This is a genomic window from Streptomyces sp. NPDC007971 (genome assembly GCF_042958635.1).
GTDB lineage: Bacteria > Actinomycetota > Actinomycetes > Streptomycetales > Streptomycetaceae > Streptomyces.
Map to the genome: position 1 here is coordinate 18,075 of NZ_JBIBJK010000019.1, position 25,158 is coordinate 43,232.

The following is a 25,158-nucleotide window of genomic DNA, read 5'->3' on the forward strand; positions in this document are numbered from 1 at the left end:
CCGACGCGGCGTCAGGCGGAGGCGAGCTGCTCGCCGAGCGGGCTGCGCCGGTAGAGCACACGCCGTCCGTCCCGGACACGGGTCACCAGGCCCGTGGCGTGGAGCACCCGCAGATGCTGGGAGACGGCGCTCGGTGTGACGCCGAGACGGCGGGCGAGTTCGACGGTCGGCAGGGGTTCGGCGAGCAGGCGCAGGACCGTCGTCCTGGGGGCGCCGAGCAGCGAGCCGAGCGCCGACGCATCGGGTTCGGGCTCCGGCTCCCACAACGTGGCCGCGCCGCGCCCGGGATAGTCCAGCATCGGGGGCTCCTCGGCGCTGATCGGGGGCGCCGGCTTGTGCGCGAACAGGGACGGGAGCAGCCGCAGTCCGCGCCCGGAGCCGTCGACCTCGTGGTGGCCGATCATCCGGTCGATGCTCAGGACGCCGTCTTGCCAGCGAAGGTTCGGATGAAGTTCGGTGAAGAGCAGGCGCGCACCGCCCGTGGCCAGCTGCCGGGCGCGGTGGGTGATGTCGGCCTCCAGCAGGAGCCGTATCCGTGGCCAGTGCGGCAGCAGGGCGGACTCCCAGTAACGCCGCAGCACCGAGCAGAGCCCGTCGGCCAGCTCACGGACGTCCGCGCCGGCAGGGCTCGCGGCCTGCCGCAGGGCGTCCGGGAGGGGCCTCGGCGCGTGGGCGGCCCGCAGGTCGCGGCGTACGACCTCCACAGGCGTGGCCCGTACGACGGCCAGCTCGTCCTCGAACGCGGGCGCGAACGCCGTGGGCCGCGGTGTCAGGAAGTCGGGCATCGCAAGGCTGTCCCCCACCAGGGCGGACAGCAGCAGCCGGTCGGCCGGGTCGAGCGTGCGCAGGACGCCGGCGCGCCACCGCACGTGCAGCGGGTAGAGGGCAGGTGCGCGCAGCGCACGCAGGCTGCCCATGACCACGGTCAGCGGGGAGATCGCGAACCGGGTGTCCGTGAGGTCCTCGACACCGAGCACGAAGCTGATCATGTAGCCCTGGCCTACATCCTTTGGCAACCGCCCGTGCGTGCCGTGGACTTCGGCACATGTCTTTGGTCGACGCCGGGCAGCGTAGCGCGCCCGTCCCCGCACCCTCCCGACTGATCCCCCTGCTGGCCCTGGCCTGCGGGGTGGCGGTCGGCAACGTCTACTTCCCGCAGGCGATCGCCCCGCTCGCGGCGGCAAGCCTCGGGGTCTCCCCCGGCGCGGCGGCCGACGTGGTCACCGCCACCCAGTTCGGCTACTCGGCAGGCATCTTCCTGCTCGTCCCGCTCGGCGACCGTCTGCCGCCCCGCCCGCTGCTGGTCACCCTGCTCACCCTGACCGGCCTCGGTCTGTGTGCCGCGGCCGGGGCGCCCGGCGTACCGGCGCTGCTCGCCGCCAGCGTCCTGGTCGGAGCGACGACGGTGATCGCGCCGCTCGCCGGTCCGCTCGCGGCGGGTCTGGTCGCCGAGGAGCGCAGAGGCGTGGTGGGCGGCACGCTGCTGAGCGGCTCGATCGCGGGCATGCTGCTCTCCCGCACGGCAGGCGGCGCCCTCGGCGACCGGCTGGGCTGGCGGGCGCCGTACCTGCTGGCGGCCCTGCTCACCCTCGCGATCGCCCTGCTCCTGTCCCGCACGCTCCCACGGTCCGCACCGCCCTCCCGGCACAGCTACCCCCGGTTGCTGGCCGCGCCGCTGCACCTGCTGCGCACGGAGCCGGCCCTGCGCCGCTCCTGCCTCTACCAGGCGACGGTCTTCGCGGGCTTCTCCGCCGCGTGGACCGGGGTCGCGCTGCTGCTCACGGGCCCGGTGTACGGCCTGGGCGCGGGCGCGGTCGGTCTCATGGCGCTGGTCAACGCGGGGACCATGCTCGTCACGCGGTGCGCGGGACGCCAGGTGGACCGGCGGGGCCCGGACCCGGTGAACCTGGTCTGCTTCGCCCTGGTCGCCGTCGCGGCGGGGGTGCTGGCGCTGGGTTCGCTCGGCGGCACGTCCGGCCTCGTCGCGCTGGTGGCGGGCACGCTCCTGCTGGACGTGGGCATGCAGTCCGGCATGGTGGCCAACCAGGTCCGGATCTACGCCCTGGGCACGGATGCCCGCAGCCGCCTCACCACCGCTTATATGACGTGTGCCTACCTGGGTGGCAGCCTGGGGTCCTGGCTGGGCACGCGGGCCTACGGGCGGTTCGGCTGGGCCGGGGTGTGTGCGCTGGTCGCCCTGCTCACCGCGGTGGGGCTGCTGCGGCACCTGGCCGCGCGGCGGCAGGCCCGAGCCGGGATCCCGCCGTCCGGCGCGGCGGTTCCGCCTCCGGCCGGTCCCGAAAGCGCACCCGCGCACCGACGTGACCGGCCGCGAGGGCTGCCGACCCGGTGAGGGCCGGGCGGGCCCCGGGCGCTCCCCCGTACCGGGGCCGGCATCCCTGCCCGGCACACCCTGGTCGGCCGCCGTTCCCCGCGCCCCCGGATCAGCCCTCAACACCCCGGCCAGCCCCCGCACCCCGCCACCCCCGACCAGCCCTCAACACCCCGGCCCACCCAGGCAACCCTCCACCCGCCCACACCCCCATCAGCCCCCGCGCCCCGCCACCCCGATCAGCCTTCATGCACCGCCAGACCCCGATCAGCTTTCCTGCCTCGCCGCCTTCTTGATCGCCTCCCGGATCCGGGCGTAGGTGCCGCAGCGGCAGATGTTCTCGATGGTGTCGATGTCGGCGTCCGTCGGGTGGGGAGTGCGTTTCAGGAGGGCCGCCGCTGCCATGATCTGGCCCGGCTGGCAGAAGCCGCACTGGGCCACGTCGCAGTCCAGCCAGGCCTGTTGGACGGGGTGGAGGGTGTCACCGTCGGCGAGGCCCTCGATGGTGGTGACCGTGCGGTTCGCGCAGTCGGCGACCGGGACCGTGCAGGGCTGGATCTCGGCGCCGTCGAGATGGCTGGTGCAGGCGCGGCAGACGCCCACGCCGCAGCCGTACTTGGGTCCGGTGACGCCGAGCAGGTCGCGCAGGACCCACAGCAGGGGCATGTCGGCGGGGGCCTCCACGGTCACCGGTTCGCCGTTGAGGGTGAAGGAGTACGAGCGCATGGCTGCCTTCGGGTCGGGGGTTTTAGAAGGTGAGCGGGAAGGAACGGGGGACCGTGCCGGTGGCGCGGGCATAGGCGTTGGCGACCGCGCCGGATGCCGCGGGCACGCCCAGTTCACCGGCGCCGCCCGGCTCGGCGGCGGAAGGCAGGACGTGGGCCTCGAAGACGAGCGGGGCGTGGCGCTGGCGCGCGTAGCGGAAGTCGGCGTAGCTGCCCTCGCGCACGGCACCGCGGTCGATGTGCAGACCCGCCTGCAGGACCACCGAGATCCCGTCGATCGCCGTACCCATCAACTGGGCCTCCAGTCCACGGGGGTTGACGGCAATGCCCACGTCGGCCGCCATCACCACCTTCGTCACCCGCGGGCTCTTGGGGTCCCGGGTGTCGATCTCGGCGAGGCAGGCCACGCAGGAGCCGTACTCCTCGTGCACGGCGACCCCCTGCGCGGTGCCCTCGGGCATGGCCCGGCCCCAGTGGCCCGCGGCTGCGACCTTGTCGAGGACGGCCCGGACCCGCTTGTTCCGCAGGGTCGTGCGGCGGAAGGCGACCGGGTCCCGGCGAAGGCTGCGGGCGACCTCGTCCACGACGATCTCCTCGGCCGTGCGTACCGTCCCGGAATCCACCGAGCGCCAGGCACCGAGGGGCATGGCCAGCTCGATGCCGCCCGAATCACCGGACACACGGCCGAAGTCGTACAGGCCACTGCCACCGGGCAGCGGCGCGGACCGGGTCGCCACGCCGCCCTGCACCGACGGGCCGGTGCCGTCGGAGGACTCCGCCACCGAGGCCGTCACCTGCTCGAAGGCGACCACCCGGCCCCCGGCCACACTCGCCCGGATCCGGTGGTGGCTCGCGGGCCGCATCCGGCCGTGGCGGATGTCGTCGCTGCGGCTCCACATCAGCTTCACCGGGCGGCGGGCCGCCTTGGAGACCAGCGCCGCCTCGATCGCCGCGTCGTAGTTCAGACGCCGGCCGAACGAGCCCCCGCCGCGCACGACATGGACCCGGACCGCCGACGGGCGCAGTCCGACCGCGGCGGCGACCGCGTCCCGTGCGTCCATGGGTGTCTGGGAGGAGAACCACAGCTCCGCGCGGTCGGCGCGGACGTCGGCCACCGCCGTCAGCACCTCCATCGGGGCGTGGCTGACGAAGGCGAACGCGAACTCGCCCGTCACCGGGACGGAGCCGTGGGGCGGGGTGCCGAGCCGGGGCACGGCAGCCTTGAGCCGGGCGCGTATCCGAGCGTCCGACAGGCCGGCGAGCGGTCCCGGCGCCCAGGTCGGGCGCAGCGCGTCCCGGGCGCGGAACGCCTGGTGGAACGTGTCCGCGACGACGGCCACCCCGCCGGGCAGCCGGACGACCGCATGGACGCCCGGCAGGGCACGCGCGGCCCGGTCGTCGACCGAGACCAGCTTGCCCCGGATCGTCGGCGGCCGGGCCACCACCGTGGGCTTCGCCCCCGCGACCGCCAGGTCCCCGGCGTACGTCGCCCGCCCGGTGACGATGTCCCGGGCGTCGATCCTGGTCGTCGGCCGTCCGATCACCCGGTGCCGGGAGGCCGGCTTGGGCCGGCTCGGCACGGCGGTGCGGCGGATGCGGGCCGCGCGGCCGGTCAGCGAGCCGAACGTGGCGGTGCGCCCGTCGGGGGCGACGACCATGGTGTCCCGGGTGTGCAACGACCAGGCGGGCAGGCGCCATTGGCGGGCGGCGGCGGTCACCAGCCGGGCGCGGGCCGTGGCGGCGAGCTGCCGGGCCGGGCCGTAGAGCGAGCTGACCGAACTCGATCCGCCGGTGTACTGGTTGCCCTTGCTGCGCGCGTCGGCCAGTGGGATGCGCACGTCGGCGAGACGGGCGTCCAGCTCCTCGGCGATCATCATGGCGACGGCGGTGGTGATGCCCTGGCCGACCTCGGCCCGGGGCAGCCGGACGACGACCTGGTTGGCCGCCGTGACCTCCAGGACCAGCATCTCCTCGTCGGCGCCGGCGACCAGGACGCCGGCGCCGGTGCGGGCGGCCGGCTCGGCGCCCTGCGCGGGTGAGGAGGTGCAGGCGAGGGGTGCGGCGACCGTCAGGGTGGTCGCGGCGACCGAATACACCATGAACCGGCGCCTGGACAGCCCGGCGGGAGACGGGGGCTCGGAACGGTCCAACGGGTGCTCAGTGCGGTCCGACGAGGGCTCGGTGCGGTCCAAACGAGGGCTCCTGTCGGCGCGTGGGGCGGGCAGGACACGGCACGCGGTGGGCAGCACATGTCCCGGCACGGATCACTCGACAGGTAGGAGGGGGCAGGCCCCGCGTCGGTTGCCTGCCGGCCGCGGACCGCGGCCTCCTGTGTACGGCCGGCGCCGCCGATCGAGGTCCGGTTGCAGGGGATTCGGGGCAGAGTAGCCTGGATCTGACCGCCCCCGCCTGACCCTGGAGGTTGGCGATGTTTCTCCGACTACTGCGGCGGCGTAGGCCGCGGCGGCTCGTCCTTCTCGGCAACGGCCGTCTGATTCGGGGCGTCAGCGGCGGCATGTACGACGGTCACGGCTACCAGTCCTGACGCCGCCCGCAGATCGTACGTGCCCCGCCCCGAAGTCCCCGCTCCAGGCCGCCCCCGGAGGTTGTGCGGTGACCAAGGACACGGATGCCCTCGTGGCCATCAAGCGGATCCTGTCACCGCACTGCCGTGTCGTCAGGATGTCCGGCGGAGCGCTGATCGCGGACTGGCGGCGGACGCGCTTCCTCGGCATGACGACGGCGGACATCCACAAGCTCGCCGACGGCACCCCCGCGGAGCGCGCCGAACTCGTCACCGCTCTCGTCCACGCCGGGTGTGCGGCTCCCCACCGCAAGCGGTGCACGGACGCCGAGACCGGACGCTGGCTGTGCGCCGTGCACCTGCTGATCCGGACCCTCGGATTCGGGCGCGTCCTTCGGCTTCTCTCCCTGGCAGCCCCGGACTACGCCCGTGCGGATCCCCCGGACGCCGAGGACGTCGCACGGCTGAAACGGGTGGTGCAGTCGCGCGCCCGCAGCAGTTGGTTCGTCAACGACGACTGCAAGACCGAGGCCGTGACGGCCTTCGTCCTGCTGCGGCGGTACGGCTTGCAGGCCACGCTGCACGTCGGCGTGCGCGAGCACCCGTTCGCCCTGCACGCCTGGACGACCGCGGCAGGGCTGAGCATCCCCGACGCCGACCCCCGGGGGCACGCGTTCGCACCCGTCCTCTCCATCGACCGCGGAGGACAGTGAGGTGGAGGCGGTCCGCCTCGACTGGGCCGGCGGTGTGCCGAGACTGTGGGCGGCCGAGGACATGGCGAGCCGGGGACTCGTGACGGCGGTCTCCTCCGCGGCCGGTACGGCGGTGGTCGTCGGCTGGGTCGGCGCGGCCCGTGACCGCGTGGCGGGGGCGCACGGGCTCCTCGACGCCTTCGGCCGACCGGGAAGCGATCCGGCTGTGCCGGCCGGCGACTACGCGGCCGTCCTGGTGTGCCGCGACCGCATCCTGCTCATCCGGGACGAGCACGCCCGCATCCCCCTGTTCTACGAGGAGGCCGGCGGCCGGGTGAGCGCGGTGAGCTCCTCGGCACGCCTCCTCGGCCGCGGCACAGAACTGGAGCGCCGGTACTTCTGCAGGTACCTGACCGGGAACCTGGCACAACCGCACACGGAACTCACCCCGTTCGCCGGCGTGCACCGGGTCCTCGGCGGCGAGGTGGTGGAGCTCTCCCTCACCGGGCGGCTGCACGGCCGCACGGCGCGACACGGCCGCGGAGTCCCCGAACCGTTGCCACCGGAAGCGGTCGGAGCCCAACCCGGCGCGGCGGCGAAGGACCTGCGCCGCGCACTGGAGAACGCCGTCGGGCGCCGTATGGGCACGGTGACGGCATGTCACGTCTCCGGCGGCCTCGACTCCACCAGCGTGGCACTGCTCGCGGCGCGGACGCGGGCCACGGGCCGGGACCGCCCCGACGACGGGGGTCTCGTCCTGCTCTCCGGATGCTTCGGCAGCGGAGAACTGGCCGGGGAACGGCCGTACCTCGACGCGGCGGTGGAGGCGGTCCGCCGTCATGCACCCGCGGCCCGCCCGGTGGCCGTCGATGTCGGCGACACAGCCGACTTCGACGACTTCCGCCGCCACGCGGGAGAGGCGGACGAACCGCATGCGCACGCCTTCCGCGCCCCGTTCTGGAGCAGGCTCCATGCCGCTGCGGCGGAACTGGGCTGCGACACCCTCCTCACCGGTTGCGGAGCCGACCCGGTTGCGGACGCCAACCCGCTCCACCTGCACCGGCTGGCCCGCACGGGACGGCTCCGGCAGATGACGGCCCAGGCACGTGCCTGGGCAAACGGCGGCGAGCGGGGCGTGCGGGACATCGTCCGCGACTACGTGATGAAGCCGGCGCTTCCCCTGGCGGCCGAGCGGGTCACGGCGCTCACCCGGCCCGGAACGGTGCTCGGCGGCCTCGGCACCTTCGGCCGTCCCCGCTGGCTGCGCCCCGGGTTCGCACGGGCGCACGGCTACCGTGGGGCCAGCGTCGCGGAGAGCCGTTTCGTGTTCGGGCGTACGCCGGAACAGTCCCTCTACGACGCGGCCAACTACCTGGCCGCTCCCGACCTGCTGTCCTGGCACCGCGCGCGGGAGGACGGGTTCTTCCTCTCCCACCCCTTCCTCGACCCGGAGGTCGTCGCCACGATGCGGCGCCTGCCTGCCGAAGCGACGTTCTGTCCGGGTCGTCCGAAGGCGGTGCTGCGCGAGGCCATGGCGGATCTGCTCCCGTCCCCGATCCACGGCCGGGCGGTCAAGGTCCCCTTCGACCAGCTGTACGCCCGCGGCCTGCGCACCCACGGCGACGGTCTCATCGACCTGTGCCGCTCAGCGAGTCATCCCCTGGTCGAGGAGATGTTCGACGTCGAGACGCTGTGCCGGGCGGTGAACGAGGCCCGGCTCGGCATGGGGGACTCCCACTCCTGGGACCGCGTGAACAGCTCGCTGGCCCTGGTGATGTGGCTGGAGGGGTTGGCCGTCAGCGGTTCTTGACTTCCCACAGCGTCTGTTCGACCGGACCCGCTCCGGCGTCGACGAGACCGTACCGGCTTCTCATATCGCGACTTTCCGCGTCGGATTGTTGCCGATCCTCCTCGCCGTTTCGCGTGATCGTGTCGATCACTCCCACGCCATGCGCGCTGAACTGCCAGTAGACGGTGACGTACCGGGGATCCCTCGTATGCTCGTCGATGGCATTGCTTTCGTGCACCCTGGCGTGGTAGATGGCGCAGTCGACGTTCACTCCTGTCGCCCAGTGGGGCGCCTTGCCGTCGCGCCAGGAGTACGTGGTCTTGTCGAAATGCTCCACGCCCACCCGGTCCTTGCGTCCGAACTCCGCGGTGGCGTAGAACGCCAGGTTGTCGTACGGCGTGCCGATGGGAAGTTGCACGACAGTCCTGGTGACAAAGCTGTCGTTCGCCTCGATCCAGTCTCCGGGGTCCATCCACGGCTGTGCGAGCACCAGTTGTCCGGGCTGGTGGACCTCCCGACGGGAGAGCGGGCTTCTCTCGCGGAATTCACGTGGCTGCCCGACATCGGTGCGCCACTGCGCGCGGAGCCGGTCCTTCGAGGTCAGCGGCACCCGCTCCCCCATGGCGTGGAACTCGGCACCGAATACGTAGAACCCCACGTCGCTGTGGTTCTCCAGCCTGATGTCGACCGGAAAGGCGAATCTCTTCCGGTCCTTGCTCAGCATGGGCTTGCCCACGTCGATGGTGATGAGAGGCCTGGCTCCGTGCTGGAACGGCTGGTAGAGATGCTGGTAGCCGAAATTGGCCAGTGCGAGCCCCGAGGACACGAGCACCGCCGCGGCCACCCGTTTCGGAGCCGGGATCGTGACGGACCTCCGCCACAGCGCGAAGACGGCCCACAGGGAACCGGCCGTGAGCAGCCCCCAGCGCACCGGGTAGGACACGGAATCGCCGTCCCGCCATGTCTCGGCCAGGAGCATGCCGTTGGTCACCAGTGCTGCGACCGCGCCGATCAACGCAACCAGTCCGGAGTAGGCGAAGCAGTTACGGAACCAGTGGTCCAGGGTCGCGGCGGCACCCAACAACGTGGTGAACGAGGCCAGGATCAGGACCGCGCCGGTGATCCGACCGGTGAAGGTCAGGGCCCCGGTGAAGTCAAAGACGCCCAGCCAGACCGCCTGCGCCGCCGTCAGGAGGAGGGTCAGCACGACCAGTGCCAGGCTCGCCCGTGTCCGTAAGATCTTCTGCGGGCTCTGGACCACCCGCAGGTGCGAGCCGGGGTCGGGCCCGGAGCCGCCCTCGGAAGAACTCGTCACACCACCACCTCCTGATGCCGCGTCGTGATCCGTCACCATCGTCCGAGTCGGTCCGCGCGCCCACCAGCCACATGCCTCCGGACGGACCAAAAGCCTGTGCGAAAGCCGTACACGCGCACCCCATCTGACGTTACCGTTCAGTAGACATCGTGCCCCGAGCCCCCGGAGGTGCCCCGCCATGACGCCCGACCGTGCCGTAGGCCTTGTGGAGTCCGTCCGCGCGCTCGCCGACGGGGAGGTGACCTCGCGCGCGCTGGTGGAGCAGGCGCTGGCCCGCATCGAGGCCACCCAGCCGACCCTGAACGCCTTCCGGCTCCTGCGCGCCGAGGCCGCGCTCGCCGAGGCGGACGCCGCCGACCGGGAGTTGGCCGCCGGATCCCGGCGTCCGCTGCTGGGGGTGCCCCTCGCAGTGAAGGACGACATGGACGTGGCGGGCGAGCCGACCGCGTTCGGCTGTCCCGGCGACTTCCCGCCGGCCGCGGCGGACGGGGAGGCGGTCCGGCGGCTGCGCGCGGCCGGGGCCGTGATCGTGGGCAAGACGAACACCTGCGAGCTGGGGCAGTGGCCGTTCACGGAGGGTCCGGCCTTCGGAGAGACGCGCAATCCGTGGCACACGGGCCACACCCCCGGCGGCTCCTCGGGAGGCTCCGCCGCGGCGGTGGCCGCCGGTCTGGTCCCCGCCGCGCTCGGCTCGGACGGCGCCGGCTCGGTGCGGATCCCGGCCTCCTGGACCCATCTGATCGGCATCAAACCGCAGCGCGGACGCATCTCGACCTGGCCGCAGGGCGAGTCCTTCCACGGCATCACGGTCAACGGCACGCTGGCCCGTACGGTCGCCGACGCCGCGCTGCTGATGGACGCGGCGAGCGGCAACCACGACCGGGACCCGCACCGGCCCCCGGCCCTCACGGTGTCGGACGCGGTCGGACGCGACCCCGGCCGGCTGCGCATCGCGCTCTCGCTGAAGCCGCCGTTCACCGCCGTGGCCGCCCGCCTGCGCCCGGAGGTCCGGGCCAGGGTCCTCGAACTCGCCGAGAAACTGGCCGCGTCGGGCCACAGCGTGGAGGAGGCCGACCCGCCCTACGGGCAGATCGGTCTGACCTTCGTCCCGCGTGCCACCGCCGGTATCGCCGACCGGGTCCGCATGACTCCCGACCCGGCGCTGCTCGACCCTCGCACCCGGGACGCGGCCCGGCTCGGCCGGCTCCTGGGCGGGGCACCACTGCGCGCGGCCCGGCGCGCCGAGGCCGTCCTGCACCGTCGGATCGGCGCGTTCTTCGGTTCCTACGACGTGATCCTCGCCCCGACGACGGCCGCTCCCCCACTGGCGATCGGCGCCCTGAACCGGCTCGGCGGTCTTGCCACCGACCGCGCCATGATCTCCGCCTGTCCGTACGCCTGGCCGTGGAACGTCCTCGGCTGGCCGGGCGTGAACGTGCCCGCGGGCTTCGTCGGCGAAGGCCTCCCGGTGGGCGCCCAGTTGCTGGGCCCGGCGAACAGCGAGCCTCTGCTCGTCTCCCTCGCCGCCCAGTTGGAGGCCGAGCTGCGCTGGCACGAACTGTGGCCGCCCCAGGAGCCGGACGCGGATTCCAGGGCTGCGTGAACGCGTTCCGCCCGTACCCTGTGACCATGGGTGATGCGTCGATGGTCGGGCTCATGGGGCGCGTGACGGGGACGATCGGGCCGGGCCTGGTCGGCGAGGTGATCGTCCGGGTGCGCGGTGGTGCGGAGCACTTTCTCGCCTACGCGGCCGACGGCACGGACCGCATCGAGCCCGGCACGGTCGTGATGGTGGTGGAGTACCTGCCGCCGAGGACCGTCTACGTCACCGCCGCCTACGACAGGTGAGCACCCTCCGCCCCAGGTGAAGGGGGTGTGCGTCAAGACTGCAACAAGGCTTCGCCGGCGTCTTCTCGGGGCGTCGTCCCAGGCGCACACTCCCCTCGTTCGGTGCCGGACGGGCACCATGCAAAGGGGGCGAATGCCGATGATCGTCGGCGTCGTTGCGGGGGTGGCCATCGTTGCCGCCCTTGTTCTGATCGGTCTGTTCAAGTTGATGTGGCGGGTCGCCGAACCGAACGAGGCGCTCATCATCTCCGGGTCCAAGCACCGCACCGAGGGCCTTGAGGAGGGCATGGGATTCCGCATCGTCACCGGTCGCGGCACGCTGGTGCTGCCCGGAGTGCAGGCGGTGCGCAAGCTCTCCCTGGACCTGAACGAGACCGAGTTGCACGTGGACTGCGTGACCCAGCAGGGCATTCCGCTGAAGGTGCGGGGCGTGGTCATCTTCAAGGTGGGCGACGACTTCGTGTCGATCGCCAACGCGGCCCGCCGTTTCCTCGACCAGCAGAAGCTGATGTCCGAGCGGGTGCACAACGTCTTCGCCGGTCATCTCCGGTCCATCGTGGGCGGGCTGACGGTCGAGGACATGATCCGCGACCGGGAGAAGCTGACCGGGCAGACCCGGGCGGCCTGCGGCGCGGAGATGGAGAAGCTGGGCCTGATCGTCGACTCGCTGCAGATCCACGAGATCGAGGACCCGACCGGGTACATCCAGAACCTGGCGATGCCGCACGCGGCGGCCGTGCAGCGGGACGCGCGCATCGCGCAGGCGGAGGCGAACCGTCTCGCCACCGAGGCCGAGCAGCAGTCGTACGCCCGGATGGCGGAGGCCACCCGGGACAGCGAGATCCTGCAGGCCGGCTACCAGGCCGAGCGGGACAAGGCGGGGGCGAAGTCCCGGCAGGCCGGTCCGCTCGCCGACGCGGCCGCCCGGCAGGAGGTCGTCGTCCAAGAGACGCGGGTCGCGGAACTGGAGGCGCACCGCAGGGAGCAGCAGCTCCAGGCGGACGTGCGCAAGCCTGCCGACGCCAAGGCCTACGAGAAGCGGACGCTGGCCGAGGCCGAGCGCGACGCGCGGATCTCGGCGGCCGAGGCCAAGGCCAAGGAGACCGAGCTGGCGGCCGGGGCCGAGGCGACCCGGGTCAAGGCAGCCGCGGGCGCCGAGGCGGAGGCCACCAAGACCCGGGGTGCGGCCATGGCTGCGGCAACCCGGGCCACCGGTGAGGCCGAGGCCGCCGCCGCGCAGGCCAGGGGGCTTGCGGAGGCCGAGGCGACCCGGGCCAGGGGTCTCGCGGAGGCGGAGGCCATCAAGGCCCGCGCCGCCGCCCTCGCCGAGAACCAGGAGGCGGTCGTCGCCCAGCAACTCGCCGAGAACTGGCCGGAGATCGTCCGGGCCGGCGCGTCCGCCTTCGGGAACGTGGACAACATGGTGCTGCTCAACGGCGCCGACGGCATGGCCGAGTTGTTCGCCAAGGCGCTCACCATGGGCGGCACCGGCCTCGGCCTCGCCCGTCGGCTGCTCGCGTCCATGAACCAGAACGGACAGACGGACAGCGGCACTTCGCCGTCCCTCAACGGGGCGCCGCCCACCTCGCAGAAGGTTCCGGTGGAGCCGGAGGACCAGTGAGCCGAGCCGGAGATCTTCCCGTGGTTCCCCGATCGGGCGCGGGACGCTCCCGCGAGGGCCTTCACGGGCCGCAGGCTGCGCCCCTACGGGCCCTGACGTCAGCCGGGACCCGGAAGAACCACCGAAGAACCTCCGACTCGGGACACCAGGGCCTCTCGTTCGGATCCTGCCGGGGGCGCGGGGCGTCGTGACCCGAGGCCGGCCTGATCCGGAAGAGAGACCCTAGGCGGCCGGGCCGGGGTCCGGGTCCGGGTTCCGGCCGTCCGTCGCCAGCAGCCGGTCGATCGTGGCCGGGTCCAGTGCCGGGTTCGCGGCGGCGACGTGGGCCAGTTCCTCGTCGTGCAGGAGTTCCGCGAGCCGGGGCCGCGGCAGGTTCGGATGGCGGGCCAGCGCGGCCCGTACGTCCGGGTCCGGGTCCCGGGTGAGCCGGTCCACGGTGGCCGGCGCGGTGTCCGGGTCACGGGCGACCAGGGCGCGGACCTGCGGGTCCTCGTGGTCGGCGAGGGCGGCAAGTCCGGCGTGCGGGAAGTTCGGCCGGGTGATCAGGTTCTCGCGTTCGGGGCCGGTGTACTCCAGGAAACTGCGCAGCAGGAGTGCCGCCGGGGCGTGGGGATGGTTCTGGGCCAGCAGGACCCGCACGCCCAGATCGTCGTCCTCGGCCAGCCGCGCCACGAGGTCCGCCGGCAACTCGCGGTCCTCGGCGGCCTCCCGGCGCAGCATCGGGTGACCGGAGAGCGCCTTGCGGCGGACGGCTTCGGGGTCCGGGGGCCCGGTCGGCACGGGCACGATGCGGAACCCGAAGCAGCGGTCCATGGGGACCTCGTAGTCGATCCGCGCCCGCTGCTCCTCGGTCAGCGCGGGGTGGACGGACACCGCCAGCCGCACCGTCGGGTGGGGGTCCACCGCGAGCGCGTCGCGCTCGGCGGGCCCGAGGTCGGCGCGGTAGGCGACCGCTCTGCGCACCTCGGGGTGCGGATCGCAGACGAGGACGTGGCGCTCGGCGGGGCCGAGGTCCGGGCGGCGCGCGATCCGCTCGCGTACCTCCGGGTCCGGATCGGCGGCGAGCAGGACCACCACGTCCGCCGGGAGGCCGGGGTTGACGGCGATCATCGCCTTGTCGTCCTCGCCGGCCGGCGCCGCGAGGACGCCGTCGACGACGGCTCTGCTGAGCGCCCGGTGGAGCAGGAAGTCGGTACGGGCGTGGCACGGCCGGGCGGGCAGCACACTCTCCACCCAGGCGGGGTCCTCGAACCGCGCCTGCCGCTCCGCGTGCTCCCGAACGTCCGGGTCGGGATCCGCGAGCAGCGCCGCCCGGCGTTCCTCGGTCAGAGCCTGCCACCGGTTGACGCCCCAGTGACGCACCTTGCCGACCGGGTGGGTGGGCATGGACCGGACGAGCCGGGCCGACACCTGCCGGCAGGAGGCGAGCGACTCCAGGATGTCGTTGTCGTAGGTGCTGATCATGTGGACGACGGTCTCGTCGGGGAGGGGCCTGGGCCATGCCGGGAACCGGGTGCGGGGGCCCTCGGCGAGATGGGCGCGGACGAACCAGTCCGGGTCGTCCACCAGCCGGGCCCGCTGGGCGGGATCGGCGTGCGGATTGCGGGCGAAGAACCCGCGCGTGCGCCGGTCGGGATGTGCGATCACGGCGTCCACGACCGCCTCGGGCAGGTCGCGGTCCCGGCACAGCACCATCCGTGCCGCCAGGGGCGCGTCGGCGAGCAGCCGGAGCAGGGTCACCTCGGACGAGGACGGATTGAGTGCCAGCCCGGCGAGCCGGCGTGCGGGCAGGCCGGCATCGTCCCAGATCTGCTCAGGCGTGGGCATGCCCCGGATTCCCCCCGTATGTGATGTCCGCTCCCCGGCCCCCGAACCGGGAGTCTACGGGCGCCCGTTGCTCCGCGCGGCCCGACCATTAGGGTGCCTGCGTGAGCACGTACACCGACGAGAACGTCCCGGGCCGCCAGGGCCCGCACGCCACCACCGAGGCCGACCCGCGCGAGGTCGGCCGGGTGCGCACCGAGTACTCCCCCGCCCACGACGGCGACCCCGATCCCGGCGAGATCGTCTGGACCTGGGTGCCGTTCGAGGAGAACGACGGCCGGGGCAAGGACCGACCGGTGCTGGTCGTCGCCCGGGAGGCCGCCGGTACCTTCCTCGCGGTGCAACTGTCGAGCAAACGGCACGACGCCGACCGGGAGTGGGTGGCGATCGGCAGCGGCCCCTGGGACCGGTCGGGCCGCGACTCGTGGGTGGACGTGGACCGGGTGCTGCGGCTGCACGAGGAGGGGATGCGCCGGGAGGCGTGTGCGCTCGACCGGATGCGTTTCAACCTCGTCAGGCAGCGGCTCCACGAGCGCTACGGCTGGACCTGACCCGCGCCACGGCGGGCGCGCAGGTCATGCGCCGGCGGGCACGTCCTGCGCGAAGGCGCGCACGAAGGCCTCCCGGACCGTCGCTCCCGGCGTACGGTCCAGGACGCCGAACACCACGTGTGAGAACGTCCGCGCGAATCGCCCGCCGGGTCCCAGCAGCGCCCGGAAGGCGCCCGCGACCTGAGCGGGGTCGTTCTGGAAGACGCCGCAGCCCCAGGCGCCGAGCACCAGCTGCCGGTAGCCGTGGGCGGCGGCGGTCTCCAGGACCCGCTCGGCCCGTACGGCCAGCGCCTGCGGCAGGCCGGCGGTGCGCTCGGGCGCCTGACGCCGTACGACGCCCGCGTTGGGCGCAGCCGCTGTCAGGAACCCCGCCAGGTACGGGTCGGGCAGCAGACGGCCCCGGTCGTCACGGAAGACCGGCACGGCAGGGCTGTGGATCACCCGGTCCGTGTAGAACGGGTCACGGTGGGCCCGGTGGTGGTCGTAGAAGGCGCGGGCCTCCAGCAGACAGGTGTACAGCGCGGAGGCGCGGCACAGGGCCTCTTCCTGGGCCTGGGCGCCGTTCAGGTAGCCGCCGCCGGGATTGCGGGCCGAGGAGAAGTTCAGGACGGCGACCGGGGCGCCTGCCAGCCGGCGGGCGGCCTCCAGGCTGCTCTCGCCCGTGACCTCGAAGAACGGCTCCTCGTCCACGCCCGCGGGCACGGTCACCGGCTCGGGGCCGTACATCCGGGTGCCGGCTCTGGCGGCCTCGATCTCGGCCGCCAGGGACACCTCGCGGCCGTCCGGCGCGCGGTACCCGCCGGCCGCCACGATCTGCTCCGTCTGCGACGCGATGCCGCGCAGGCGCGCGCTCACGGCGCCACCCCCGTGGACGCCCTGATCACGGCCTGCGCGGCCGCCCCCGTCGTGCTCATGCACCGATCCTGGGTGATGCTGGGGATGCGGTGCAACGGAGTTTCCGGGTCCCGGAACGGCCTGGGAACGCGCAAGGAAACGGAGATTACCGATCCGGAACGTCCCGATGGGCACCCTTGTGCGAATCGGTTCGAGGGTCTTGGGTGGAACGAGCGTCGGCGCGAGCTCACCCTGAGCTGCGCCGATGGCATGGTGGAATCTTCAGGAGGATCCCGACATGTCCGACTCCATAAGCGACTGTGGTGACTGTACGGAGCACCGCACCGCTGTCACCGAAGCCGAGGTGGACGCCCTGGTCCAGGGCATCTGCTTCAAGACCGGACCGCCCCGCACGCTCGGCGTCGAAGTGGAATGGCTCGTCCACGAGCTGCGCAGTCCGCAGCTCCCGGTGACACCCGAACGACTCGAAGCGGCCTACGCAGCCTTGCGGACCGTGCCGCTGAAATCCCCCCTCACGGTCGAACCCGGCGGCCAGCTGGAACTCAGCTCGCCGCCCGCCGCCTCCCTGATGGAGTGCGTGGAGACCGTGTCCGCCGACCTGGACACCGTCCGCGCCGTCCTCGCCGAGGACGGTCTGGGACTGGTCGGCTTCGGCCACGACCCCTGGCACCCGCCGCGCCGGTTCCTGCGCGAACCGCGCTACGACGCCATGGAGCTCTGCCTCGACCGCACCGGTGCGGCCGGCCGGCACATGATGTGCACCTCGGCCTCCGTCCAGGTGTGCGTGGACGCCGGGTACGAGGAACCCGGCCCCCTCGGGCACGAGCAGCGCTGGTGGCTGGCGCACCATCTGGGCCCGGTGCTGGTGGCGGCCTTCGCGAACTCCCCGCTGGTCGGCCGGCAGCCCACGGGCTGGCTCTCCACCCGGCAGCTGCTGTGGACGAAGATCGGCGCCGGCCGCGCGGGGGCTCCTGCGGCGGACGGACAGCCGCGGTCCGCCTGGGCGCGGCATGTGCTGGACGCCCCGGTGATGTGCGTGCGCAGGGACGACAGCCCCTGGGAGGTCCCCGAGGGCCTGACCTTCCGTGCGTGGGCCCGCTCCGGCGCGCCCCGGCCGCCCACCCGCGCGGATCTCGACTACCACCTGACCACCCTCTTCCCGCCGGTGCGGCCGCGCGGCCACCTGGAGCTGCGGATGATCGACGCGCAGCCCGGTGACGACGGCTGGATCGTGCCGCTCGCGGTGACCGCGGCGCTGTTCGACGACCCGGAGGCCGCGGAGGCGGCGCATCGGGCGGTCAAACCCCTGGCGGAGCGGGCCGAGAACCTTCCCGCACCGCACAATCCGCTGTGGATCGACGCGGCCCGGCAGGGGCTCGCCGACCCCGAGCTGCGGGAGGCCGCCGTCGCCTGTTTCACGGCGGCGCTGCAGGCCCTGCCCCGGCTCGGAGCCACCCCCGCGGTCGTCGACGCCGTGACGGCGTATCTGAACCGCTACACAGTCCAGGGCCGCTGCCCGGCCGACGATCTGCTGGACCACCCGCGCAGCGCCCCCCGCCGCGCGCGCGGGAGGAAGGACATCCGCACATGAGCGCGCCCGAGACCGAGGCCACGGCACCCGAAGCGGACACCGAGGCGCTGCGTGAGCGAGCGCTCGCCTCGCTCACCGCCGCCCGCACCCGCACCACGCTGCTGACCGGCTGCGTCGAGGACCCGGACCTCACCGCCCAGCACTCCCCGCTGATGTCGCCGCTGGTGTGGGACCTCGCCCACATCGGCAATCAGGAGGAGCTGTGGCTGCTGCGGGCGGTCGGCGGCCGGGACGCCATGCGGCCCGAGATCGACGGCCTGTACGACGCCTTCGAGCACCCGCGCGCCGAGCGGCCCTCGCTGCCGTTGCTGCCGCCCGCCGAGGCCCGGTCGTACGCGGCCGAGGTGCGCGGCCGGGCCCTGGACCTGCTGGCGTCCGCGGACTTCCACGGCACCCGGCTGACCGAGGCCGGGTTCGCCTTCGGGATGATCGCCCAGCACGAACAGCAGCACGACGAGACGATGCTGATCACCCATCAGCTCCGCAAAGGGCCGCAGGCCCTGACCGCGCCCGACCCGGAGCCGGCCGAGCTGTTCGCGGGCCCGGTGGAGGTCCTCGTCCCCGGCGGACCGTTCGTCATGGGCACCTCGACCGAGCCGTGGGCCCTGGACAACGAACGCCCGGCGCACCCGGTGGACGTGGCGCCGTTCTGGATCGACACGACCCCGGTGACCAACGCCGCGTACACGGCGTTCATCGAGGACGGCGGCTACGACACCGAACGCTGGTGGACGCCCGAGGGCTGGGCGCACATCCGGCAGCACTCCCTGACCGCACCGCTGTGCTGGCGCCGGGACGGCGGTCAGTGGCTCAGGCGCCGCTTCGGCATCACCGAGGCCGTCCCGCCCGACGAGCCGGTGCTGCACGTGTGCTGGTACGAGGCGGACGCCTACGCCCGCTGGGCCGGGCGCCGGCTGCCCACCGAGGCGGAGTGGGAGAAGGCCGCCCGCCACGATCCGGCCACCGGCCGCTCCACCCGCTACCCGTGGGGCGACGCCGATCCGGCGCCCGAGCACGCCAACCTGGGCCAGCGGCATCTCAGGCCCGCCCCCGCCGGCAGCTACCCGAAGGGTGAATCGCCGCTCGGTGTACGGCAGTTGATCGGCGACGTGTGGGAGTGGACCGCGAGCGACTTCCTGCCGTACCCGGGGTTCACGGCGTTCCCGTACAAGGAGTACTCGCAGGTGTTCTTCGGCTCCGACCACAAGGTGCTGCGCGGCGGTTCGTTCGCCGTGGACCCGGTGGCCTGCCGGGGCACGTTCCGCAACTGGGACTACCCGATCCGGCGGCAGATCTTCTCCGGGTTCCGCACCGCACGTTCGGAGGCCGTCTGATGTGCCGGCACCTGGCCTACCTGGGGCCCGAGGAGCCGCTCGGGCGGCTCCTCGTCGAGCCCGCCCACAGTCTGTTCCGGCAGTCGTGGGCGCCCGAGAGGCAGCGGTACGGGACGGTCAACGCCGACGGGTTCGGCGTGGGCTGGTACGCCCAGGACGATCCGGTCCCGGCCCGCTACCGGCGGGCCGGGCCGATCTGGGGGGACCTGTCCTTCGCGGACCTGGCCCGGGTGGTGCGCAGCGGTGCCGTGCTGGCCGCCGTGCGCGACGCGACCCTCCCGGGCGCGGACGGCGAGGCCGCGGCGGCGCCCTTCGCCGCCGGACCGTGGCTGTTCAGCCACAACGGCGCGATCGCGGGCTGGCCGGACTCGGCGGCCCCCCTGGCGCCCTCGCTGCCCCCGGTCGACCTGCTCTCCCTGCAGGCGCGCACCGACTCGGCGTTCGTGTGGGCCCTGGTCCAGCAGCGGCTGCGCTGCGGTGACGAACCCGCCGAGGCCCTCGGGGAGACCGTTCTGCGGGTGGCCGGGGCGGCCCCCGCCTCCCGGCTGAACCTGCTGCTCACCGACGGCGCCACCATCGCCGCCACCGCCTGGGGCGACACCCTCTGGTACCGCACCGAGCCCGTCGCCGGCACGGTCGTCGCCTCCGAGCCGTACGACGACGACCCGCTCTGGCAGGAGGTCCCCGACCGCACCGTGCTCACGGCGAGCCGCGCCGGCGTGCTGCTCGCCCCGCTCGAAGAGGACCCGGCGCCCTCCCCCACTCTCGACTCCGCTCGAACGGGGGCACCCCCATCATCAAAGGAGCCCTGTACGTGAGTCCCCTGCGTGTCACCCGCACCCTCCCCGAGGACGCGACGGACGCCGCGCTGCGCGCGGACGTCCTCGCCGGCCTCACCGTCAACCCCAAGACGCTGCCGCCCAAGTGGTTCTACGACGCCCGGGGCAGCGAGCTGTTCGAACAGATCACGGAACTGCCCGAGTACTACCCCACGCGCGCCGAGCGCGAGATCCTCGCGACCCGTTCCGGCGAGATCGCCGCCGCGAGCCGTGCCCGCACCCTGGTCGAACTGGGCTCCGGTTCCTCGGAGAAGACCCGCTACCTGATCGACGCGCTCACCTCGCTGCAGGCGTACGTCCCGGTCGACGTCAGCGAGAGCGCCCTCGTCCAGGCCGGACAGGCGCTCATCGAGGAGCGGCCCGGACTCCAGGTGCACGCGCTGATCGCCGACTTCACCGCCGCCCTGGCCCTGCCCGAGACACCCGGACCCCGGCTGGTGGCCTTCCTCGGCGGCACGATCGGCAACCTGCTGCCCGCCGAACGGGCGAAGTTCCTGGCCTCGGTACGCGATCTGCTCGCGCCGGGCGACGGGCTGCTGCTCGGCACGGACCTGGTCAAGGACGAGCGGGTGCTGGTCCGGGCGTACGACGACGCGGCCGGGGTGACGGCCGCGTTCAACAAGAACGTCCTGGCCGTCGTCGACCGGGAGCTGGGCGCCGACTTCGACCCCGCCGCCTTCGACCACGTGGCGCTGTGGGACGCCGAACAGGAGTGGATCGAGATGCGGCTGCGCTCGCGCGTCGCGCAGACGGTCAAGGTGCCCGCGCTGGACCTCGCCGTGCACTTCGCGGCGGGCGAGGAGCTGCGCACCGAGGTGTCGGCGAAGTTCCGCAGGGCGACGGTGAGCAGTGAACTCGCCGCCGCCGGAATGGAGTTGACCCACTGGTGGACGGACGCCGAGGGCCGCTTCGCGCTGTCGCTCAGCAAGGTCGGGTGAGTCAGCCGAGGTCGGTGGCGAGGGCCTCGGTGATCCTGCGGGAGGCCCGGCGTGCCTCGGTCGCCGGGTCCGCCCCGGCCAGCACCTCGGTCATGTACTCCTTGATCGGGTTGTCGGCCTCGACCGCGGCCCACTGAGGGGTGCTGGGGGTCGCCCGGCCATGTGCGGCACCCGCCGCCATCGCGGCGACCCCCTCCTCCCCGGCCACCGCCTTCGCGAGGGTGGTCTTGTTGGGGACGTAGTTCATGGTGCGGGCGAGTTCGGTGTCCCACTTGGCGCCCGTGAGCGCCCCGATGACCGCTGTCGCGGCGAACTGGTCGCCGGTGTTGCGCGGGACGACGAGGTCGGAGCCGCCGGTGAAGACCGTGCCGGGCCTGGCGGCGGTCCTGCCCGGCACCGGGAAGAAGCCGATGTCGCCCTTGAGGGCGGGGTTCTGCTGCACGATCGACCGGGCGAGCCCCGGTACGGCGACGATCTGCGCCACCTTGCCGCCGGCGAACACCCCGGCCTGGGGCGGGTGTTCCTCGTCGGCGTCCACGGGCCCCTCGCCGAGGGCCTGCAGCCGCCGGTAGAAGTCCATGCCGCGCAGCGCGGCCGGCCTGTCCAGGGTGCCCCGCCACGTGTAGTCCTTCTCCTCGGCCAGTTCGCCGCCCTCGTCCCAGATGAAGCCGGAGAGGGTGTACCAGTCCTGTCCGGCGAGGTAGACGCCCTGGTTCGCGCCGGAGTCGAGCTTCCGGGTGTCGGCGAGCCACTGGTCGCGCGTCTTCGGCGGGGCGGTGATCCCGGCCCGCTCGAAGAGGTCCTTGCGGTAGATGACCACCCGGTTGGCCGCGTACCAGGGCACGCCGTACTGCTTGTTGCCGTCCTTGCCGGGTTCGGCGAGGCCGGGCAGCCAGTCGTCCTTGCCCCAGTCGCGCATCGACTCCAGTGTCAGGTCGGCGAGCCCGCCGCCGTCGACGTACTGCGAGACCTGGGTGTTGCCCACCTCGACGACGTCGGGCCCGTCCCCGGCGCCGGTCTTGAGCGCCCGCTGGACCTTCGCCACGATGCCGGTCCAGTCCTGGATGCGGATGTCCAGGCGCAGGTCCTGGTGGGTGCGTTCGAAGTCCTCGGTGAAGCGCCGCAGGAAGTCCTCGGACGCGCTGTCCTTCATCAGCCACACGGTGACGGTGTGCCGCTGGTGCCCGCCCGGAAGCACCCCGCAGGCGCTGACGAGCGAGCCGGTGACGCAGAGGAGGGCGAGCAGACGACGTCTCACGAGGGGTCCTGTTCTGTCGTGCGGGGCGGTGCGGACAGGGGAAGGGGCCCGACGTGGGGGACGAACACTGGGGCTCGTACGGGTGTACGGGATTTTGGTATGGACCAATGCATTGGTCAAGCGCTACCCGGGGTACGGGGGGCGACGCCTCGCGCGCCGGGCGCGGATACGGCACGGTGGAGTACGGCGTGACACACCGGTCACGACGGCCGTGAGGCACACCGCTGCGGCCCCACGGCGGAGAGGAGCACCCGCATGTCGAATCACACCTACCGGGTCACCGAGATCGTCGGCACCTCGCACGAGGGCATCGACCAGGCCATCCGCAACGGCATCGCACGCGCCGACCAGACCCTGCGCAACCTGGACTGGTTCGAGGTGACCCAAGTCCGCGGCCAGATCGAGAGCGGGCGGATCGAGCACTACCAGGTGGGTCTGAAGGTGGGATTCCGCATCGAGGACGGGGAGTAGGACCCCTGGAGCAGGACCTCAGGTCCGGCCCTCCCGCTCCTGGGCGTCCTCCAGCGCGGCGGACTTCGCGGCCCAGCGGGCCCGTACGACGGTGAACCCGGCCCGCTCGGCGTCGTCGCACACCAACTCGTCGTCGTCGACGAGGAACCGGATCCCGCGGTCCCGGGCGAGCCGGCGCAGGACCTCCAGCTTGGTGAAACGGGCCGGCCTGCGGTCGGCGTTGCCACGCATGTGGACGCGCCCCTCGGGCAGCCCGTGGGCGACGAGCCAGGCGAGCGTGTCGCGCCGGCACCGCTCGGGCCGCCCGGTGAGGTACACGATCTCGCACTCCCGGGCCGTCTCCAGGGCGAGCGCGACCCCCTCGGTCAGCGGCGGGTCCCCGGGTGCGGCAGAGAAGAACGCCGCCCAGTTCCGCGGGCGCTCCTCCAGGAAGTGCTGCCGGTGCGCGGTGTCGGCCAGGGTGTTGTCGAGGTCGAACACGGCAATCCGCCGCTCGCTGCTGTCGGTCACGGGCTCACTCTAAAGGCCTCTCCTCCGGACGTGCCGGGGTCGCGAGCCCTGGCACGCGCTGCCCCACTGCCTCAAGGGCGTGGGGCACCCCGAGCGGCGTTGTCCGTTCCCGGCGCGAGCCCACGCCCTGATCCGCCGAGGGCGGGACGTGGCCGGTCCCGCCCTGGTTCAGATCGTCTGCCGCGCGATCCCCTGCTCGACGGTGGCTCCCCCACCGGCTCTGACGGCCGTCACCACCGCCTGGTGCAGATTCCGGCTCTGCTGCTCCGACTGGCAGGGCACCGGGCTTCCCGCCAGGGTGAACCAGTCGGACGTGCCGGTGTACTGGACGGTCACGTCGGCCTCGTTGCCGTCCCAGGTGGTGTGGACGGTGAGGTCGCCGGTGACGATCCCGGCCTCGTTGGTGCGTGCGCCGCCCCGGCCGGCGAAGATCCCGGGGGTTGTCCACGATGCCCAGACCATGACGTCCGCTCCTTCCTGAGTGCACGGCCCGGACCCCGGCCGTACCGCTGCGTGCCCACGGCCGCGCGGAATCCGCCACGGGAACCCGGCCGTGGCAGGAGAGCGCCCGCCGCAGGGACCGCGCTTCCTCCTGGCGTGCTCCTCCTCCATGGTGCGCCGCTCCTCCATGGTGCGCCGCCGCGGCCGCGCGGGCATCGGCCGCTCGGCCCGCGCCGGGCCCGGTCAGCCCCTGTGCGGCCGGGCCCCGCCGAGCGGACGCTGAACACGCAATCGTCCGGAGGGAGAGTTCGCGATGACCGGCGTCCAGGAAGCCCCTGTGCATGCCCTGCTGGCCGACGGAACCACCGCTCGCATACGGCAGGCAGGCCCGGCGGACCGTGAGGCGGTGCAGCGGCTGTACCAGGAGATGTCGCCGCAGAACCTGCGCCTGCGGTTCTTCACCGCCAACCCGGCCTCCGCCCGGCTGGCCGCCGACCGGGTGACCGCAGGCGACCGGCCCGGCTACCGCGCGCTGGCCGCCGAGTACGACGGGCGGCTTCTGGGGCTGGCCGAGTACGAGATCCTGCCGGACGGCAGCACGGCGGACATCTCGGTGGCCGTCGCCGACGGCTGGCACCGTCGTGGTGTGGCCACACTCCTCCTGGAGCACCTCGCGCACGCCGCGCGTGCGGCGCACGTCATCGCGTTCAGCGCCGACGCCCTGGCCGAGAACCGCGACGTGCTCAGGGTCTTCCACGACCTCGGCCTGCGCGTGACCCGCCACTTCGACGGGCCCGAGGTGCACTGCACGGTCGAACTCACCCAGGACGAGACCCACTTGAGCGCGGTGGAGTCCCGGGGACGGCTGGCCGGCATCGCCAGCCTGCAGCCTCTGCTGCGCCCCGGCACCGTCGCGGTGATCGGTGCGGGCCGCACACCGGGGTCGGTCGGGCGGGCGATCCTGCGGAACATCCGCAACGGCTCCCGCACCGGGCGGTTGTACGCGGTGCACCCCGAGGCCCGCTCGATCGCCGGGGTGCACGCCTGCCGGTCCGTCGCCGACCTGCCGCACGTGCCGGACCTGGCCGTGATCGCCGTACCGGCAGCAGCCGTTCCCGCGGCGGCCGAGGAGTGCGGCAGGGCCGGTGTGCGGGCCCTGGTCGTGGTGTCCGCCGGCCTGGACACCCGGCACAGCGGCGCTCTGATGGACGTGTGCCGGCGTCACGGCATGCGGCTCGTCGGGCCGAACTGCCTGGGACTGGCCGACACCGAGGACGACGTCCGCCTGGACGCCACCTTCGCCGCGCGGCACCCCGGGCCCGGCAGCGCCGGAGTCGCCGTGCAGTCCGCAGGCGTCGGCATCGCGCTGCTCGACGGCCTGGCCCGGCTCGGCATCGGGGTGTCGGCCTTCGTCTCGCTCGGCGACAAGTACGACTCAGCGGCAACGACATGCTTCAGTGGTGGGAGGCGGACGGGCACACCGACCTGGCGCTGCTGCACCTGGAGTCCTTCGGCAACCCCCGTAGCGTTCTCCGGCACCGCCACCGCAGCCGAAGGAAGGCCACGCCCGGGTCCGGGCAACGCCGGCGCCGTCGTGACCGCCACGAGCGCCGCGGGGAACCTGCCGTGCGCGAAGTGGCGGGCGACGGGCCGTGCCGGCCGCGGGGGACCGCCCTGCCCACACGGCCCCGGGCTTCCCC

The 25,158-nt window shown here is 73.3% G+C and carries 22 protein-coding genes and 1 pseudogene; 14 read left to right on the plus strand and 9 right to left on the minus strand.

From position 1 onward, the window contains the following. Window positions 1-11: 11 nt before the first annotated feature. On the minus strand, window positions 12-989 hold the full coding sequence (locus ACFZCP_RS33170) for a metalloregulator ArsR/SmtB family transcription factor (RefSeq protein ID WP_391435039.1): 978 nt from the start codon (window positions 987-989) through the stop codon (window positions 12-14). 56 nt (window positions 990-1,045) lie between these two features. Between ACFZCP_RS33170 and ACFZCP_RS33175 the strand changes: the two genes are divergently transcribed. Then, window positions 1,046-2,353, plus strand: a complete 1,308-nt coding sequence (locus ACFZCP_RS33175) for an MFS transporter (protein ID WP_391434642.1) — start codon at window positions 1,046-1,048, stop codon at window positions 2,351-2,353. Window positions 2,354-2,599: 246 nt separating this feature from the next. On the opposite strand, the gene ACFZCP_RS33180 is transcribed toward ACFZCP_RS33175, so the two are convergent. After that, window positions 2,600-3,058 carry a (2Fe-2S)-binding protein gene (locus ACFZCP_RS33180; protein WP_362697113.1) on the minus strand — a complete coding sequence of 153 codons (459 nt, stop codon included), beginning with the start codon at window positions 3,056-3,058 and terminating at the stop codon, window positions 2,600-2,602. Between the two features lie 22 nt (window positions 3,059-3,080). Beyond that, entirely contained in the window at window positions 3,081-5,156 is a 2,076-nt protein-coding gene (locus ACFZCP_RS33185; protein WP_391434646.1) for a molybdopterin cofactor-binding domain-containing protein, read from the minus strand. Window positions 5,157-5,670: 514 nt separating this feature from the next. On the opposite strand from ACFZCP_RS33185, the gene ACFZCP_RS33190 reads away from it, so the two are divergent. After that, window positions 5,671-6,294, plus strand: coding sequence for a lasso peptide biosynthesis B2 protein (locus ACFZCP_RS33190; protein ID WP_391434649.1), 624 nt, complete (start codon window positions 5,671-5,673; stop codon window positions 6,292-6,294). A gap of 1 nt (window position 6,295) precedes the next feature. Next, the gene (locus tag ACFZCP_RS33195; protein WP_391434652.1) at window positions 6,296-8,083 is read left to right on the plus strand and encodes an asparagine synthase-related protein; all 1,788 of its coding nucleotides are present in this window, start codon (window positions 6,296-6,298) and stop codon (window positions 8,081-8,083) included. Here ACFZCP_RS33195 and ACFZCP_RS33200 read toward each other — a convergent pair. Further along, a complete protein-coding gene (locus ACFZCP_RS33200) occupies window positions 8,070-9,377 on the minus strand; it encodes a hypothetical protein (RefSeq protein ID WP_391434655.1) in 1,308 nt (435 codons plus the stop codon). The genes ACFZCP_RS33195 and ACFZCP_RS33200 overlap by 14 nt on opposite strands. Window positions 9,378-9,555: 178 nt before the next feature. Between ACFZCP_RS33200 and ACFZCP_RS33205 the strand changes: the two genes are divergently transcribed. From ACFZCP_RS33205 to ACFZCP_RS33215, 3 genes are all read left to right on the plus strand, one after another. Then, window positions 9,556-10,980: an amidase gene (locus ACFZCP_RS33205; RefSeq protein WP_391434658.1), complete on the plus strand. Its 1,425-nt coding sequence runs from the start codon at window positions 9,556-9,558 to the stop codon at window positions 10,978-10,980. Between the two features lie 26 nt (window positions 10,981-11,006). Beyond that, a complete protein-coding gene (locus ACFZCP_RS33210; RefSeq protein WP_391434660.1) occupies window positions 11,007-11,225 on the plus strand; it encodes a hypothetical protein in 219 nt (72 codons plus the stop codon). Between the two features lie 133 nt (window positions 11,226-11,358). Next, on the plus strand, window positions 11,359-12,846 hold the full coding sequence (locus tag ACFZCP_RS33215) for an SPFH domain-containing protein (RefSeq protein ID WP_391434664.1): 1,488 nt from the start codon (window positions 11,359-11,361) through the stop codon (window positions 12,844-12,846). 222 nt (window positions 12,847-13,068) lie between these two features. Here ACFZCP_RS33215 and ACFZCP_RS33220 read toward each other — a convergent pair whose 3' ends face one another. Beyond that, window positions 13,069-14,673 (minus strand): hypothetical protein, encoded by a 1,605-nt coding sequence (locus tag ACFZCP_RS33220; RefSeq protein WP_391434667.1) that lies wholly within the window; start codon window positions 14,671-14,673, stop codon window positions 13,069-13,071. 101 nt (window positions 14,674-14,774) lie between these two features. Here ACFZCP_RS33220 and ACFZCP_RS33225 point away from each other — a divergent pair, with 101 nt between their 5' ends. Next, window positions 14,775-15,221, plus strand: a complete 447-nt coding sequence (locus ACFZCP_RS33225; RefSeq protein WP_362697095.1) for a type II toxin-antitoxin system PemK/MazF family toxin — start codon at window positions 14,775-14,777, stop codon at window positions 15,219-15,221. Between the two features lie 24 nt (window positions 15,222-15,245). Here the strand turns inward: ACFZCP_RS33225 and ACFZCP_RS33230 are convergent, their stop codons facing one another. Continuing rightward, the gene (locus ACFZCP_RS33230; protein WP_391434672.1) at window positions 15,246-16,076 is read right to left on the minus strand and encodes a TIGR02452 family protein; all 831 of its coding nucleotides are present in this window, start codon (window positions 16,074-16,076) and stop codon (window positions 15,246-15,248) included. A 277-nt stretch (window positions 16,077-16,353) separates the two neighbouring features. On the opposite strand from ACFZCP_RS33230, the gene egtA reads away from it, so the two are divergent. Genes egtA through egtD form a run of 4 tightly spaced genes read left to right on the plus strand, consistent with a single transcriptional unit; the run spans window position 16,354 to window position 20,778 of the window. Continuing rightward, window positions 16,354-17,667 (plus strand): ergothioneine biosynthesis glutamate--cysteine ligase EgtA, encoded by a 1,314-nt coding sequence (gene egtA, locus ACFZCP_RS33235; RefSeq protein ID WP_391434675.1) that lies wholly within the window; start codon window positions 16,354-16,356, stop codon window positions 17,665-17,667. Then, a complete protein-coding gene (gene egtB, locus ACFZCP_RS33240; RefSeq protein ID WP_391434680.1) occupies window positions 17,664-19,001 on the plus strand; it encodes an ergothioneine biosynthesis protein EgtB in 1,338 nt (445 codons plus the stop codon). The genes egtA and egtB overlap by 4 nt, the downstream gene beginning before the upstream one ends. Continuing rightward, window positions 19,001-19,819: an ergothioneine biosynthesis protein EgtC gene (gene egtC / locus ACFZCP_RS33245; protein ID WP_391434684.1), complete on the plus strand. Its 819-nt coding sequence runs from the start codon at window positions 19,001-19,003 to the stop codon at window positions 19,817-19,819. The genes egtB and egtC overlap by 1 nt, the downstream gene beginning before the upstream one ends. Then, window positions 19,816-20,778, plus strand: coding sequence for an L-histidine N(alpha)-methyltransferase (gene egtD, locus ACFZCP_RS33250; RefSeq protein ID WP_391434687.1), 963 nt, complete (start codon window positions 19,816-19,818; stop codon window positions 20,776-20,778). Before egtC ends, egtD begins: the two co-directional genes overlap by 4 nt. A 1-nt stretch (window position 20,779) precedes the next feature. On the opposite strand, the gene ACFZCP_RS33255 is transcribed toward egtD, so the two are convergent. Further along, on the minus strand, window positions 20,780-22,036 hold the full coding sequence (locus tag ACFZCP_RS33255; protein ID WP_391434690.1) for an extracellular solute-binding protein: 1,257 nt from the start codon (window positions 22,034-22,036) through the stop codon (window positions 20,780-20,782). 255 nt (window positions 22,037-22,291) lie between these two features. Between ACFZCP_RS33255 and ACFZCP_RS33260 the strand changes: the two genes are divergently transcribed. Continuing rightward, the gene (locus ACFZCP_RS33260) at window positions 22,292-22,507 is read left to right on the plus strand and encodes a dodecin (protein ID WP_361124008.1); all 216 of its coding nucleotides are present in this window, start codon (window positions 22,292-22,294) and stop codon (window positions 22,505-22,507) included. Window positions 22,508-22,525: 18 nt separating this feature from the next. On the opposite strand, the gene ACFZCP_RS33265 is transcribed toward ACFZCP_RS33260, so the two are convergent. Then, window positions 22,526-23,017: a hypothetical protein gene (locus ACFZCP_RS33265; protein ID WP_391434694.1), complete on the minus strand. Its 492-nt coding sequence runs from the start codon at window positions 23,015-23,017 to the stop codon at window positions 22,526-22,528. Window positions 23,018-23,185: 168 nt separating this feature from the next. Beyond that, window positions 23,186-23,479 (minus strand): hypothetical protein, encoded by a 294-nt coding sequence (locus ACFZCP_RS33270; RefSeq protein WP_362697077.1) that lies wholly within the window; start codon window positions 23,477-23,479, stop codon window positions 23,186-23,188. 91 nt (window positions 23,480-23,570) lie between these two features. Here ACFZCP_RS33270 and ACFZCP_RS33275 point away from each other — a divergent pair, with 91 nt between their 5' ends. Further along, window positions 23,571-23,741 (plus strand): hypothetical protein, encoded by a 171-nt coding sequence (locus tag ACFZCP_RS33275; protein WP_391434697.1) that lies wholly within the window; start codon window positions 23,571-23,573, stop codon window positions 23,739-23,741. A 30-nt stretch (window positions 23,742-23,771) separates the two neighbouring features. Beyond that, window positions 23,772-25,018: pseudogene (locus ACFZCP_RS33280) on the plus strand (GNAT family N-acetyltransferase); the annotation flags it as partial. Window positions 25,019-25,158: the final 140 nt, after the last annotated feature.

What these genes read in the sequence shown, in the direction of transcription:
- ACFZCP_RS33170 (WP_391435039.1), bottom strand. Translation starts at nt 989, where the DNA reads ATGATCAGCTTCGTGCTCGGTGTCGAGGACCTCACGGACACCCGGTTC.
- ACFZCP_RS33175 (WP_391434642.1), top strand. Translation starts at nt 1,046, where the DNA reads ATGTCTTTGGTCGACGCCGGGCAGCGTAGCGCGCCCGTCCCCGCACCC.
- ACFZCP_RS33180 (WP_362697113.1), bottom strand. Translation starts at nt 3,058, where the DNA reads ATGCGCTCGTACTCCTTCACCCTCAACGGCGAACCGGTGACCGTGGAG.
- ACFZCP_RS33185 (WP_391434646.1), bottom strand. Translation starts at nt 5,156, where the DNA reads ATGGTGTATTCGGTCGCCGCGACCACCCTGACGGTCGCCGCACCCCTC.
- ACFZCP_RS33205 (WP_391434658.1), top strand. Translation starts at nt 9,556, where the DNA reads ATGACGCCCGACCGTGCCGTAGGCCTTGTGGAGTCCGTCCGCGCGCTC.
- ACFZCP_RS33210 (WP_391434660.1), top strand. Translation starts at nt 11,007, where the DNA reads ATGGGTGATGCGTCGATGGTCGGGCTCATGGGGCGCGTGACGGGGACG.
- ACFZCP_RS33215 (WP_391434664.1), top strand. Translation starts at nt 11,359, where the DNA reads ATGCCGATGATCGTCGGCGTCGTTGCGGGGGTGGCCATCGTTGCCGCC.
- ACFZCP_RS33220 (WP_391434667.1), bottom strand. Translation starts at nt 14,673, where the DNA reads ATGCCCACGCCTGAGCAGATCTGGGACGATGCCGGCCTGCCCGCACGC.
- egtA (WP_391434675.1), top strand. Translation starts at nt 16,354, where the DNA reads ATGTCCGACTCCATAAGCGACTGTGGTGACTGTACGGAGCACCGCACC.
- egtB (WP_391434680.1), top strand. Translation starts at nt 17,664, where the DNA reads ATGAGCGCGCCCGAGACCGAGGCCACGGCACCCGAAGCGGACACCGAG.
- egtC (WP_391434684.1), top strand. Translation starts at nt 19,001, where the DNA reads ATGTGCCGGCACCTGGCCTACCTGGGGCCCGAGGAGCCGCTCGGGCGG.
- ACFZCP_RS33260 (WP_361124008.1), top strand. Translation starts at nt 22,292, where the DNA reads ATGTCGAATCACACCTACCGGGTCACCGAGATCGTCGGCACCTCGCAC.
- ACFZCP_RS33270 (WP_362697077.1), bottom strand. Translation starts at nt 23,479, where the DNA reads ATGGTCTGGGCATCGTGGACAACCCCCGGGATCTTCGCCGGCCGGGGC.